Origin of the sequence: Sellimonas catena, assembly GCF_027924685.1 — a bacterium.
In the GTDB taxonomy this organism is placed as follows: Bacteria; Bacillota; Clostridia; order Lachnospirales; family Lachnospiraceae; genus Sellimonas; species Sellimonas catena.
In genome coordinates this window covers 12,438-25,612 of sequence record NZ_BSBO01000032.1, presented here as the reverse complement: position 1 = coordinate 25,612, position 13,175 = coordinate 12,438, and the positions used below count along the sequence as shown (strand labels likewise).

The following is a 13,175-nucleotide window of genomic DNA, read 5'->3' as shown; positions in this document are numbered from 1 at the left end:
TGTTTCTTCCCTTTCCTATCTAACTGCTATTCGATGTTCTGAATCTGTTCCCGGACTTTCTCGATCTCTGTTTTCAGATCGATTCCATAATTGGAAACGGTCAGGTCATTGGCCTTTGACAGAATCGTATTGGCCTCCCGGTTCATCTCCTGAGCGATAAAGTCCAGTTTACGTCCGATGCCCTCTCCTGCCTGGAGGGTGGATTTCATATGATCGATATGACTTTTCAGACGGACAATTTCTTCATCCGTACAGATCTTGTCTGCAAACAGCACAACCTCCGCGGCGATACGGCTCTCATCGATCTGCGTATCTGCCAGAAGTTCTTTTACCTTCTCTTCCAGCTTTTCCCGATACTCCGAAAGAATCTGCGGGGAGCGCTCCTCAATCTTCTCTACAACAGCCTTCATATCGTCAAGCTTGCCGATGAGATCTTCTCTTAATTTCTCTCCTTCGGTCTCTCTTGCCGATACAAACTGGACACATGCTCCATCCAGTGCCTCTCTCAGGCCATTCCACATTTCCTCTTCATCCACATCCTGCTCTTCCATTGTGAAGACTTCCGGGTATCTGGAAAGAGCGGAAATGCGGACATCATTTTCCAGTCCGAACTTCTCCTCCATCTGTCTGAAATAGTCCAGATACTCAGAGGCAAGCGCCTCATTATATTTCAGAGACATCTGTCCTTCTGAGAGGTCTTCGTAAGTTACAAAGATATCCACTTTCCCTCTCTGAATATACTTTTTCAAATAGCTCCGGATTGCGGTTTCAAAAAAATAGAGCTTTTTCGGCATACGGATATTGACATCCAGGTAGCGGTGGTTTACACCCTTCATCTCGACTGTAAATTTCTTTTCTCCGCTTTGAATCTCGCACCGGCCAAAGCCCGTCATACTTCTTATCATGATCATTTCCTCTATAAAGTTTATTTTGCTGTTTTTCATTATAATTCATTTGATTTTTATCGTCAACCATGTTCAACTATGTTATACTGTAAAACAGACTAAAAGCAAAGGAGAATGACCTATGGCATTAGATGGAATTACCATTGCAAATATAGTAAAAGAAATGCGGGATGCCCTCCTTGGCGGACGGATCGCAAAGATCGCCCAGCCGGAGGCTGACGAGCTTCTTCTTACTGTCAAGGCACCTTCCGGACAGCGCCGTCTCTATATCTCAGCGAGCGCTTCCCTGCCTCTTGTGTATCTGACAGACGAGAACAAACCAAGCCCGTTTACAGCCCCGAATTTCTGTATGCTTCTCAGAAAACATATTGCAAACGGACGAATCGTGTCCATCACACAGCCGTCTCTTGAGCGGATTATCGTGCTTGGAATCGAGCATCTGGATGAGCTTGGAGATCTCTGCCGTAAGAAACTTGTCATTGAGATCATGGGCAAACACAGCAACGTCATTTTCTGTGATGAGGATGACCGGATCATCGACAGTATCAAGCACGTGCCTGCCCAGATGAGTTCCGTGCGGGAGGTTCTTCCGGGACGGACTTACTTTATACCGGATACGATGCACAAAGCAGACCCGCTGACCATATCGGAATCCGATTTTGCAGCGCTTCTCAGACAGAAGCCGTCCGCGCTTTCCAAGGCTCTCTACACAAGCCTTACCGGAATCAGTCCTGTCGTGGCTGAAGAAATCTGCTTTCTCGCCGGACTGGATTCTGCTCTTCCGCCGTCAGAGCTTTCCGATGATCTGATGACGCATCTGTACCGGCAGTTTTCTCTGTTTCTGGATCAGATCAGGGAAGAGGATTTTCATCCGGCCATCTACTACCGGAACAATGAGCCTCAGGAGTTTGCATCTGTCCCCCTGACCCATCTGGAGGGATGTGCATATCAGGAGTTTGAAACCATTTCGCAGGTTCTTTCTTCCTACTACGCAGTCAAGAACAGGATCACCCGGATCCGTCAGAAATCAGCCGATCTACGGCACATCGTGCAGACTGCCCTGGAACGAAACCGGAAAAAATATGACCTGCAGGCCCGCCAGCTGAAAGATACGGACAAACGGGAAACCTACAAAGTCTATGGAGAACTTTTACAGACTTACGGCTATCAGGCGGAACCGGAGGCTAAAGAGATAGAGGCGCTGAACTACTACACGAATGAAATGATCCGGATTCCACTGGATCCAACAAAGACGCCTCTGGAAAATGCAAAACGCTATTTTGAAAAATATAATAAGATGAAGCGGACTTATGAAGCGCTCTCTCATCTGATCGTAGAGACCCGGGACGAAATCTCCTATCTGGAATCTGTCAGCAACGCGCTGGACATTGCCCGGACTGAAGACGATCTGGCGCAGGTCAAAGAAGAGCTGACACAGAGCGGTTATGTCCGCCGGAAATTCACAAAGAAAAAAGAGAAATTCAAAAGTATGCCGCTCCACTATATTTCCAGCGACGGCTATGATATGTATGTAGGAAAAAATAATTTCCAGAACGAAGAGCTGACTTTCTCTTTCGCATCGGGAAATGACTGGTGGTTCCACGCAAAAAAAGTGCCGGGCTCCCATGTCATTGTCAAATCCCAGGGAGAAGACATGCCGGACCGCGTCTTTGAGGAGGCCGGAAAACTTGCCGCTTTCTATTCCAAAAATAATGGAAGCGAAAAGGTCGAAGTCGATTACGTGGAGAAAAAACATGTAAAAAAGGTAAAAGGCCAGAAGCCGGGATTCGTTATCTATCATACCAATTATTCACTGATTGCGGATACTGACATCAGTATGTTAAAAGAAGTATCCGAATCCTGATCATAAGAGCCAGAAAAGGGATCGTCGGGTAAAATCCCGTCGATCCCTTTATTCATTCTTTTATTCTTTTCCATTATCTGATGCTTTCACGTCAAAGCGTGACGCAATCCTATACATCTCTTTTTCTCCGTCTGTTTCTACAGAGTCTGGATAAAGCGCATGAACGCTTCTCTTCCCTCTTCGGTGCATTTATAGACACCTGCGTCTTCCAGTACATGAACAAACACCTTACCAATCTCCTGCTGCAGGATCTCTTCGATGTTGTCCGCATTGATTTCTTCGTATTCTGGAAGGAATTTCTCTACCCAGTCCGCATGTTTTTCGATCTTTTCATTGCTGCGGATGTCTTTTCCTTCCAGAATGTATTCTTTCAGAAATTCGATCTCGTCTTTCAGGCGGGCCGGCAGAACTGCAAGTCCCATTACCTCGATCAGACCAATGTTTTCTTTCTTGATATGGTGGTACTGTGCGTGCGGATGGTAAACGCCGAGCGGGTGCTCCTCTGTCGTAATATTATTCCGAAGCGTCAGATCCAGTTCGTACATACCGTCTTTCATTCTTGCAATCGGAGTGATGGTATTATGCGGCTCTCCATCTGTCTCGGCAAAGATAAATGCCGCTTCATCTGTATATCCTCTCCATGCTTTCAGTACATGATCCGCAAGGTCGATCAGTCTCTTTTCATCCTGATGACGAATTCTAAGTACGGAAAGCGGCCACTTCACGATTCCGGCCTCTACATCTTCATAACCCGGGATTGTCACTTTCATTTCAATCGGTGCTTTTGCCATGGCAAACGTATAATGGCCTCCCTGGAAATGGTCGTGGCTTAAAATGGAACCGCCTACGATCGGAAGATCCGCATTGGATCCAAGGAAGTAATGCGGGAACTGCTTTACAAAGTCAAACAGCTTGGTAAATGCAGCACGGTCGATCTTCATCGGCGTATGCTCCCCGTTGAACACGATGCAGTGCTCATTATAGTAAACATACGGTGAATACTGGAATCCCCATTTGGATTCATTGATGGTAATCGGAATGATCCGGTGGTTTTCTCTTGCAGGGTGATCCAGTCTTCCCGCATATCCTTCGTTCTCCATACAGAGCTGGCATTTCGGATATGCATTGTTCTTCGCATTTTTCGCTGCCGCAATGGCTTTCGGATCCTTCTCCGGTTTGGAAAGATTGATCGTAATGTCAATCGTACCATACGGACTTTCTACCGTCCATTTTTTATCTTTCTTTACACGATAACGGCGAATATAATCGCTGTCCTGGCTCAGTTTGTAGAAATATTCTGTGGCTGCTTCCGGAGATTTTTCGTATGCATCCCAGAATTCTTTCTGTACCTGTGCCGGACGCGGTACCAGACAGTTCATCATCTTTGTATCAAAAAGATCCCGGTATCCGATACTGTCTTCGATCAGTCCTCTGTTTACCGCTTCATCAAGAAGCTCTTTTAATACACTTTCCAGATCAATGTTCTCTGCCTTTTCTTCCGGTTCCTCATAGCTGTCCTCATGGAACAGATCCAGAAGGAGGTTTGTCGCATAGATTTTTTCACATTCCGGAAGAAGTCCGGTTTCGATTCCATACTGCACCAGCCTGCTGATACTTTCGTTTAACATCGTATTTTCCTTCTTTCCTTATAATACTCTTGCACCGTCACCGATCTCTACTACATAGAACTCTGCTTCACGGCCTGTCTTTTCTTTGTATCCTGCTCCGACCTGATCGATAAAGGTATCCACTGCATCATTTTTTACAATGCTGACTGTACATCCGCCGAATCCGCCTCCTGTGATTCTGGATCCGATCACTCCGTCAATCTTCCATGCCAGATCTACCAGAACATCGATTTCTTCGCAGGATACTTCATAGTCATCGCGAAGAGAAATATGAGACTGATTCATCAGACGTCCGAACTCTGCAATATCATTTTCTTTCAGTGCTTTTACCGCACGGATTGTTCTCTGGTTTTCATAAACCGCATGTTTTGCACGTTTTTTGCAGATTTCATCTTTGATGGCATCCTTGTGTGCCTCGAATTCTTCTTCTGTCAGATCTCCGAGTGTCTTGATATCTACGACTTTCTGGAGATCATGAAGCGCTTCTTCACTCTCCCGTCTTCTGTCATTGTAAGCGGAATCTACAAGGCTGTGTTTTACTTTACTGTTTGTGATGACAATCTTTGCATCATCCAGTTTTACGGAAGCATATTCATACTGAAGTGTATTCGTATCGAGGAATACTGCACAGTCCTTTTTGCCCATTGCTACAGCGAACTGATCCATGATACCGCAGTTGCAGCCATTGTAATTGTTCTCGGAATACTGGCCGATCAGCGCGATGTCCTGCATTGAGATTTCAATGTTAAACAGTTCTTTCAGCATAACTCCGATCAGTACTTCCAGTGATGCGGAGGAAGAAAGTCCGGATCCATTCGGGATTGTTCCGTAAATCAGGACATCCATTCCCTGCGGAATTGAGTAGCCTTTCTTTTCAAATGCCCAGATTACACCCTTCGGGTAATTGGTCCACTGTGCTGCCTGTGACGGCACCAGATCATCGAGGCTTGTCTCAATCACGCCTAATTTTTCAAAGTTTGCAGAATAAAAGCGAAGCTTTCTGTCTTCTCTTTTTCTTGCAATTCCATATGTACCAAGGGTCAGTGCGCATGGGAATACATGTCCGCCGTTATAGTCTGTGTGTTCTCCGATCAGATTGACTCTTCCCGGCGAAAAGAAGGTTTTGATTTCCCCTTCCCCTCCGTACAGTTTCTGAAATGTTTCCATCAGTTTCTTTTCCATACTTCATACCTGCTTTCTTTTCCTGATTTATTCTCTGTAATAAAATTATAATGCGTTTATGAGATCAGTACAACAAATATATTGCTCAAAACCATAACAATATTGAGGTGTTAAAGCTTGATTTTTTCCCTGGAACAGCGTATGATACATAGGACTGAAATCACAGCCTTTCAGCCAAGTCTTATTGACACTACTAAACTACTATGCTTTCCAGTCGAAAGGGCTGTATTTCGACTGTAGAGTTTGAAACTATGCAGATTCAGATTAACGAAGATAAAAAAGAATTAAAACAACATGGAGATTACACGTTTCCGGTGAATTTAAGCGGCGAGATGTTGTCCAGATATGAAGGCGGTGCTTTTTTCTGGCACTGGCACACGGAAATAGAACTGACTTTAGTTCTGAAAGGCCAGATCGAATACCGGGTCAATGAGCGCACCTACCATCTGAAGGCCGGCGACGGGCTGTTCTGCAACAGCAACGCCATGCATGCAGGAATGCGCATTGACAACCAGGACTGCCAGTATTTTTCCACCACGTTTCATCCCCGGTTTCTGTACGGATTTGAAAACAGCATTCTTCAGACCAAATATGTGGATCCGGTCCTGAATGCCCCGGCGTTCTCTTCTGCTGTATTTCTTTCATCGGAAGAATGGGCATCAGAAATTCTTTCCCTTCTTCGGGAGATCTATGCACTTTATCTGCAGCCGGCACCGGACCAGGAACTGCGTCTTCATATTCTCATATCCGAAATCTGGAGACACTTATATGGACATTTCACAAGTTGCTCCTTTGAAGAGCCGTCCTCATCAGATTCCATTGGACGGCTGAAAGAGATTTTGTCTTTCATTCATACTTCCTATGCAAAGCAGATTACACTGGAAGAGATTGCAGATCATGTGCATCTGTCAAAAAGTGAGTGCTGTCGCTTTTTCAAGCGGCATATGAATATGACCGTCTTTGATTATCTTTTATATTACCGTATTCAGCAGAGTCTTCCGCTTTTGCAGGAAGGTCTCTGTACGATCTCCAAGGCAGCCGAGTCCTGCGGATTTTCCAATGCGTGTTATTACGGGAAACTGTTCAAGCGGTATATGAACTGTACTCCGAGACAGTATCAGGCCCGGTTCCGCCCGGACAGACATCCATCCCGGGAGACATTTTCCCAAACAGATTAAACAGCTGAAAAATACAGCCCCGGATTTTTCTGCCCGGGGCTGCTCTCATTTTATATTAGTTGAATTTCTTTAAGCTGATTTTATCGATCTGTTCCAGTTCTTCCTCAGAAAACGGCGTTCTGCTGACCGCTCCGACATTTTCCATAAGCTGAGACGGTCTGGATGCTCCTACAAGAACGCTTGTCACTTCTTTGTCTTTTAATACCCAGTTCAAGGCCATCTGTGAAAGGGTCTGTCCTCTCTGGGATGCCAGTTCTTTCAAGGCACGGATCTGGTGAATCCGCTCGTCTGTCAGAGCACTTTCTTTCAGGAATCTTCCGTCTGTCCGGATCCGGCTGTCGTCCGGTATGCCATTCAGATAACGGTCCGTAAGCATTCCCTGTGCCAGCGGGCTGTATGCAATGATCCCTTTTTCACGCTGTTTTGCCGCTGCCTTCAATCCGTTTTCTTCGATCGAACGGTCAAAGATCGAGTAACGGTTCTGGTTGATGATAAACGGACAATGATAAGATTCCAGAAGATCTGCCGCTTTTTCCATCGTCTCTCCATCATAGTTGGAAATCCCTGCATACAATGCCTTCCCGCTTTTGACAATTGACGCAAGAGCGCCCATCGACTCTTCCAGCGGTGTTTCCGGATCCATGCAGTGGTGGTAGAAAATATCCACATAGTCCAGTCCCATTCTCTTCAGGCTCTGATCCAGGCTGGCTGTCAGATACTTTCTGCTTCCTCCTGTTCCATAAGGGCCGTCCCACATGTCGTATCCTGCCTTTGTGCTGATAATCATCTCGTCCCGGTACGCTGCCATCTCATTCTTTAAAATCCGTCCGAAATTCTCCTCGGCGCTTCCCGGTACCGGCCCATAGTTATTCGCGAGATCAAAGTGGGTAATTCCCAGATCAAACGCGGTAAATACCAGTTCCTTCATTCTGTCATATGCTGCATTGCTGCCAAAATTATGCCACAGTCCGAATGAAACTGCCGGGAGCTTCAGTCCGCTCTTCCCGCATTTTGCATAGCTCATCCCCTGATATCTTGTTTCTGCTGCCTGATACATGTTGCTCCTCCTTAATTTCCTCTCTCTTTAATTGTTCCTGACCGGTATGCGCCGATCAGTTCCTTTAATTCCCCAATCTTTTTCAGAAGCTGTTTTCCGTTATCCGTATCTCCCACTGTCTGGCGCTTGTGGCTGTAATTCACCGCAATCTGATGGGAGACAATATCTTTTTCCTCCTGAATGGCGATTTCTGTCGTCTCAAACGGCTCGTGTGCCGCAAGCGACATTCCGTAGGAATTATAAATCAGCGTATATCCGGCGATTCCGGTTTCCCTGTGATATGCTCTGGAAAATCCGCCATCGATAATCAGAAGTTTGCCTTCGCATTTAACAGGACTTTCCCCCTCTTTCTGATGTACCGGAACATGACCGTTGATAATACGTGCCTCTTCCCCTTCCAGTCCGAATTCCTTCAGGATTTTCTCAGCCGTCTCTTTCTTTTCCAGAAGTTGATAGTACGCATTTTTCAATTCCTGATGCGTTTCTTTTTCTGCAATCAAATACCGCTCAAAGGTCGCCATCTTACTTCTGCCATAGAGCGGAGATCCCGGTGCGGACCATAAAAACCAGAGAATATTCCTGCCCCGCTCTTTCTCCTCCTCTTCCATTGAGAAGAATGCTTTACGTACATACTGTTCCAGGACATCGTAGAGTGCCTTCCCATGATAAGTCTGCCCATAAACCGGAACTTCCATAAAGCTTCCGTCCTCATTCATCGGCACACATCCATGATAAAGGAGATTTCCATTGTATACTTTATAAAGGCTGCCCTTCTTTAACAGGAACTTCACATGCTTCTGCAGTTTCTCACAGTTTTTGAAGGCCCGTGTCAGCCTCTCCATCACGTTTTTCTCCTGTTCGCTCAGGGCATATGGCTCAGCCGGATCGATTGTCGGAAACCGCCCGTCCAAAAGCTCATACTGTTTTCCGTCAATCCTGATCTGATTTGTTTCGTAGTCAATCTGGTCAAGGAGACAACGTCCATTCATTCCAAACTCCGGATTTTCGCTGGCAAGCTGTCCTTCAATTTTAAACTGAATCACTGAAATTGCCTTGTGCATTCTCTGTTGAAGAGCCAGCGAAATATCTGCTTTTTCCTGCTGGGTTTTGATTCCGAACTGCCAGGCTTCGTCATCCACATATGTCTCCAGCGTAAAGGTTACAAGCGGAAGCATGTTGATGCCGTATCCATCCTCCAGAATGTCCAGATTTCCGTACCGGAGGCACAGGCGAATCACCGTCGCGATACATGCCTGTTGTCCGGCTGCGGCTCCCATCCAGAGGACGTCATGATTTCCCCATTGAATATCCAGTGAATGATAGTCCATCAGGCAGTCCATGATCTGGTGCGGCAGAGGTCCCCTGTCAAAAATATCGCCGATAATATGCAGATGGTCTACCACAAGCCTCTGTATCAATTCTGCCATTGCTATAATGAAAGGCTCTGCCCTCCCGATATCCAGAATCGTCTGAATGATGGCCTCATAATACGCCTCTTTGTCCGAAAGTTCCGGCTTCTCTGTAATCAGCTCTTCAATAACGTAAGCATAATCCGGCGGCAGCGCTTTCCGTACCTTGGATCTGGTATACTTGGAAGAAACGACTCTGCAAAGTTCGATCAACCGGTAAAGCGTCACTCGATACCAGTTCTGCATGTCCTCCCCGGACTGTCTTAGCTGTTCCAGCTTTTCTCTCGGATAATAAATCAACGTTGCGACCGACCTCTTCTCCGCCGTACCAAGGGTATGTCCGAATACATCATCAATCTTCTTTCGCACGGCACCCGAACCATTTCTCAGCACATGGGAAAAAGCCTCATATTCCCCGTGGATATCTGACAGAAAATGTTCTGTTCCTTTCGGAAGGTTGATAATCGACTGCAGATTGATGATCTCAGTGGATGCCTTCTCGATCGTCGGATACAGTTCAGCCAGATATTCCAGATATTTATTTTGCTCCATATTCTCCTCCTTACCGCGGCGCGAAACGGATTTAAAGCCTTTCGAAAACCAGGTATTTCCCCTGCCAGAATCCCTGCTCTATATTTGATTATTATAAAACAGACAGGAACTGGTCTGACCAATTCCCGCCTCGTTTCTTTGCTTCAAATCATCTCACTGCCCGCAGGTTTTCCGTATCACTTTACCTGATGAAATGATTATATCATATTTTCTTATCAGTGCGTAAATTTCTCGTTCAATTTCCACTCAAATTAAAGCAAAATAACACCACAGCCAAATCCAAACCGCTCTTCCTGCTTCAATGCCATCCTTTGAAGGAACGTAGAGTCTGGAGTAAGTCTCTTTTCTTTCCCGTTAAAAAGATTTTCCATTGCCTGATCTGAATTTCTGCTTGTACCAATTATCTGAAACTTTTCCGCAAACTGCCTGATATGGGAGGACGGAGAAAGAGCTTGGATCATCGGCGGATAAAGCAGCCAGCTGTAACACAGAAAAGCCTTATATTTCGTTTCAGGATCAATCTGAGCAAAGAACTTTTTCGCTCTTTGGAAGGAGTCCTCCACCGCCTCTGTATGCAGATCTGCCCCTCTTTGAACATGACAGTTTAACACCGGACAGCCGCAGGGAAGAAGTTCTTGTGCATTCGTGGAATAAATCATATAAAAATAATCATCATCCAGATATACCATTTGGAATGGCTGAAACTGCAAAGAGCCAATTTTAAAAATCTCAGCATTCATAATGTGGCGAAACCAGATCACATCGTCTTTTTCAAGCCCGGCCCGGCCGGTTTTCTGAAAATAAATCTCTGCCCGCAGCGTAACATCCTGGAAGGTATCAAAAATAATACTGTCCGAGATTCCCCGTGCCCTGTATTCTTCATATTTCTCCACAAGAAGACAGGTAATGACAGCTAAACGGACAGCCGGAACCTGATCACACAGGAAAAACTGGAAATCCTCTCCCTGATACGCTTTGTCTGCAAGCACTTCCACTGTGTCACCCAGCCTGTTTATTTCCTTTTGAACCGCTTCCTGAATCTGATCCCGGTAATGCAGTTCTGAAAGCATGGTATGCAAGGTCATTCTGTCACCTCCATAACATAGTTACGGACTGAGAAAGCTTGTCCCTTTCTCAGTCCATCCATTGATGTTATTTTTAACATCCTATTTCTTAAACACTTCAGATTTTATGCTTTTCCAGCCACTTACCGGAATACTCTGCGATCGAACGGAGACATCCGTCCTCCATCGGAGAAGTCAGTCCCGCTCCCTTTACCAGTCCAAGGAATGTATCCGTACCTCCGCGTTTTACAAACTCTTTGTATTTTACCCAGGCCTGATCCCAGTCTTTTTCGATTTCCAGCCAGAACTGCAGCGCCACGGTCTGTGCCAGACAGTAATCAATATAGTAAAACGGTGATGCATAAATATGGTTCTGTCTCTGCCATCCGGCTCCTCTTTCGTAAAAAGGAATTCCCTCCAGATCCAGATACGGGCGGTACCGTTTTTCCAGCTTCAGCCACGCTTCGTTGCGCTCCTGCGGCGTCATCTCCGGATGCTCATAGACTACCTGCTGGAAGTGATCCACCAGACATCCATATGGAATAAAATTCAGCGTTCCCTCAAGGTGGGAAACTTCATATTTCTTTGTCTGATGTTTGAAGAACAGCTCATACCACGGTGTCGCAAAAAATTCCATGGACATGGAGTGAGTCTCTGCAGCTTCCATGGACGGCAGATGCATGGAAAGCAGATCGATGTGCTTTTCCGCCATGTAGGAGGCAAAAGCATGTCCCGCTTCGTGGGTCAGCACATCCACATCTCCTGCCGTACCGTTAAAATTGGAAAAGATAAACGGACAGCCATAGCCCGGTATATCACAGCAGTAACCGCCGGTCGCTTTCCCCGGTTTAGCTACCACATCGAAAAGCTCCCGTTCGAACATCATTTTGATAAAATCCGCAGTCTCCGGGGACATTTCCGTATACATCCGGCGTCCTGCCTCCATGATTTCCTCCGGCGTCCCCTGCGGAACCGCATTGCCATCCGGGAAACGGAAGGAATCATCGTATATTTTCAAATGATCTACACCGATACACTCTGCCTGTGTCTTCTTGATTTCACAGACAACCGGAACGAGATCCCGAACCACCTGATCACGGAAGTCCGCAATGGCTTCCGGTGCATAGCAGTTTCTCTGGCGGCGCACATAGCCAAGCTCCACGAAATTTTTCATGCCAAGGCGGTGTGCCTGCTCGGTACGGTTTTTCACCAGTTTATCGAAAATTTCATCCAGTTCTTCCTGATGATCATCAAAAAACTTCCCGTAGGCTTCATACGCTTCCTTCCGGATCTTACGGTCCTGGCTCTGCATAAACAGGCCCATCTGGGAAAGATTATACTGTCCTCCCTGAAACTCAATCTGCGCTCCTGCAAGCAGAGACTGATACTGAGTCTGCAGCGTGCTCTCCTCCTGAAGAAGCCCGGTTATTTCCGGGGAAAATCCTTTCATCGCAAGATCCAGATTCAAAAAGATCACTTTCCCGAATTTTTCCTCCAGTTCTTTCCGGAATGGCGAGTGAAGCAGCGCTTCCTTGTATTTCTGCATCTCTTCTTCGAGAATCGGAGAAATCTGATCGTTATATTCCCGCTCTTTCACATAAAATTCGTCTTTCGTATTCACCGTATAACGGATGTATACGAGAGAATCTGCTGTGGAAATCTCCTTTTCCACTTCATTCATCCGGTAAATGGCCGCTGCCTGCTCTTCAGCAGAAGATGCCTGTTTTACCTCTTCTGTGATTTCCCTGATCTTCTTTTTCACTTCCTCGAGATCGATTCTTTTGTAAGAAAATTCGCTGAATGTTTCCTTTCTCTCCATATGACATTTCCCTCCAGTCTTAAGATAGATTCAGTATACCACATTCATACAGGCAAAAAAAGGCGGGGAGTACGACATTTTCCAGTCGTCTCCCCGCCTTTTTCTGTCTATTCTGTTTTTGTGCCCTCACACGCTCTTCCTAATGTGCAAATCCGGCAAACGATAATTCGCATCCGTGTCCAACACGGCTGAAGATATTGACGATTCTCGTCATGACTTCGGGATACTGCTCCTCCTGTGTCAGAACCAGTATTTTCGTATTATCTTCCGTAAACTCTACCCGTTCCACCTCCGGGATTTCCAACATCTCTTTCAGGATTTCCGAAACCATCTCCTCTGTCAGATTTTTTGCCACTCGATAATACCTTCCCAATTTTAAGGCCTTCTTTCTTTAATTAGTTATTTCTAACTTTTAGTATAGTCCTTCCTTTTTCTGTTGTCAAAGAATTTCTGATAAAAAATTATCAAATATGGAATTTCCAGAATGCCCGCTGTATCTTTTCAAACTCTTTCCGGT

At 45.8% G+C, this 13,175-nt stretch carries 10 protein-coding genes; 2 read left to right on the top strand and 8 right to left on the bottom strand.

Annotated elements, in window-relative coordinates:
- Positions 1 to 26: 26 nt before the first annotated feature.
- Positions 27 to 905 carry a YicC/YloC family endoribonuclease gene (locus Selli1_RS14060; RefSeq protein WP_087168394.1) on the bottom strand — a complete coding sequence of 293 codons (879 nt, stop codon included), beginning with the start codon at positions 903 to 905 and terminating at the stop codon, positions 27 to 29.
- A gap of 121 nt (positions 906 to 1,026) precedes the next feature.
- On the opposite strand from Selli1_RS14060, the gene Selli1_RS14055 reads away from it, so the two are divergent.
- A complete protein-coding gene (locus Selli1_RS14055; protein ID WP_281845857.1) occupies positions 1,027 to 2,769 on the top strand; it encodes an Rqc2 family fibronectin-binding protein in 1,743 nt (580 codons plus the stop codon).
- Between the two features lie 137 nt (positions 2,770 to 2,906).
- Here Selli1_RS14055 and galT read toward each other — a convergent pair whose 3' ends face one another.
- Positions 2,907 to 4,397 (bottom strand): UDP-glucose--hexose-1-phosphate uridylyltransferase, encoded by a 1,491-nt coding sequence (gene galT, locus Selli1_RS14050; RefSeq protein WP_087168396.1) that lies wholly within the window; start codon positions 4,395 to 4,397, stop codon positions 2,907 to 2,909.
- A gap of 18 nt (positions 4,398 to 4,415) precedes the next feature.
- Positions 4,416 to 5,579, bottom strand: a complete 1,164-nt coding sequence (locus tag Selli1_RS14045) for a galactokinase (protein WP_087168397.1) — start codon at positions 5,577 to 5,579, stop codon at positions 4,416 to 4,418.
- Between the two features lie 251 nt (positions 5,580 to 5,830).
- Between Selli1_RS14045 and Selli1_RS14040 the strand changes: the two genes are divergently transcribed.
- Positions 5,831 to 6,757 carry an AraC family transcriptional regulator gene (locus Selli1_RS14040; protein ID WP_281845859.1) on the top strand — a complete coding sequence of 309 codons (927 nt, stop codon included), beginning with the start codon at positions 5,831 to 5,833 and terminating at the stop codon, positions 6,755 to 6,757.
- A gap of 55 nt (positions 6,758 to 6,812) precedes the next feature.
- On the opposite strand, the gene mgrA is transcribed toward Selli1_RS14040, so the two are convergent.
- The 5 genes from mgrA to Selli1_RS14015 all read right to left on the bottom strand — a co-directional run bounded on the left by mgrA (position 6,813) and on the right by Selli1_RS14015 (position 13,013).
- The gene (gene mgrA / locus Selli1_RS14035; RefSeq protein ID WP_087168399.1) at positions 6,813 to 7,814 is read right to left on the bottom strand and encodes an L-glyceraldehyde 3-phosphate reductase; all 1,002 of its coding nucleotides are present in this window, start codon (positions 7,812 to 7,814) and stop codon (positions 6,813 to 6,815) included.
- An 11-nt stretch (positions 7,815 to 7,825) separates the two neighbouring features.
- Positions 7,826 to 9,775, bottom strand: a complete 1,950-nt coding sequence (locus Selli1_RS14030; protein WP_281873531.1) for a fructose-1,6-bisphosphatase — start codon at positions 9,773 to 9,775, stop codon at positions 7,826 to 7,828.
- A gap of 251 nt (positions 9,776 to 10,026) precedes the next feature.
- Positions 10,027 to 10,860, bottom strand: coding sequence for an acyltransferase domain-containing protein (locus Selli1_RS14025; protein ID WP_087168401.1), 834 nt, complete (start codon positions 10,858 to 10,860; stop codon positions 10,027 to 10,029).
- Positions 10,861 to 10,957: 97 nt separating this feature from the next.
- On the bottom strand, positions 10,958 to 12,658 hold the full coding sequence (locus Selli1_RS14020; protein WP_281873529.1) for a M3 family oligoendopeptidase: 1,701 nt from the start codon (positions 12,656 to 12,658) through the stop codon (positions 10,958 to 10,960).
- Positions 12,659 to 12,797: 139 nt separating this feature from the next.
- Positions 12,798 to 13,013 (bottom strand): hypothetical protein, encoded by a 216-nt coding sequence (locus Selli1_RS14015; RefSeq protein ID WP_281873526.1) that lies wholly within the window; start codon positions 13,011 to 13,013, stop codon positions 12,798 to 12,800.
- Positions 13,014 to 13,175: the final 162 nt, after the last annotated feature.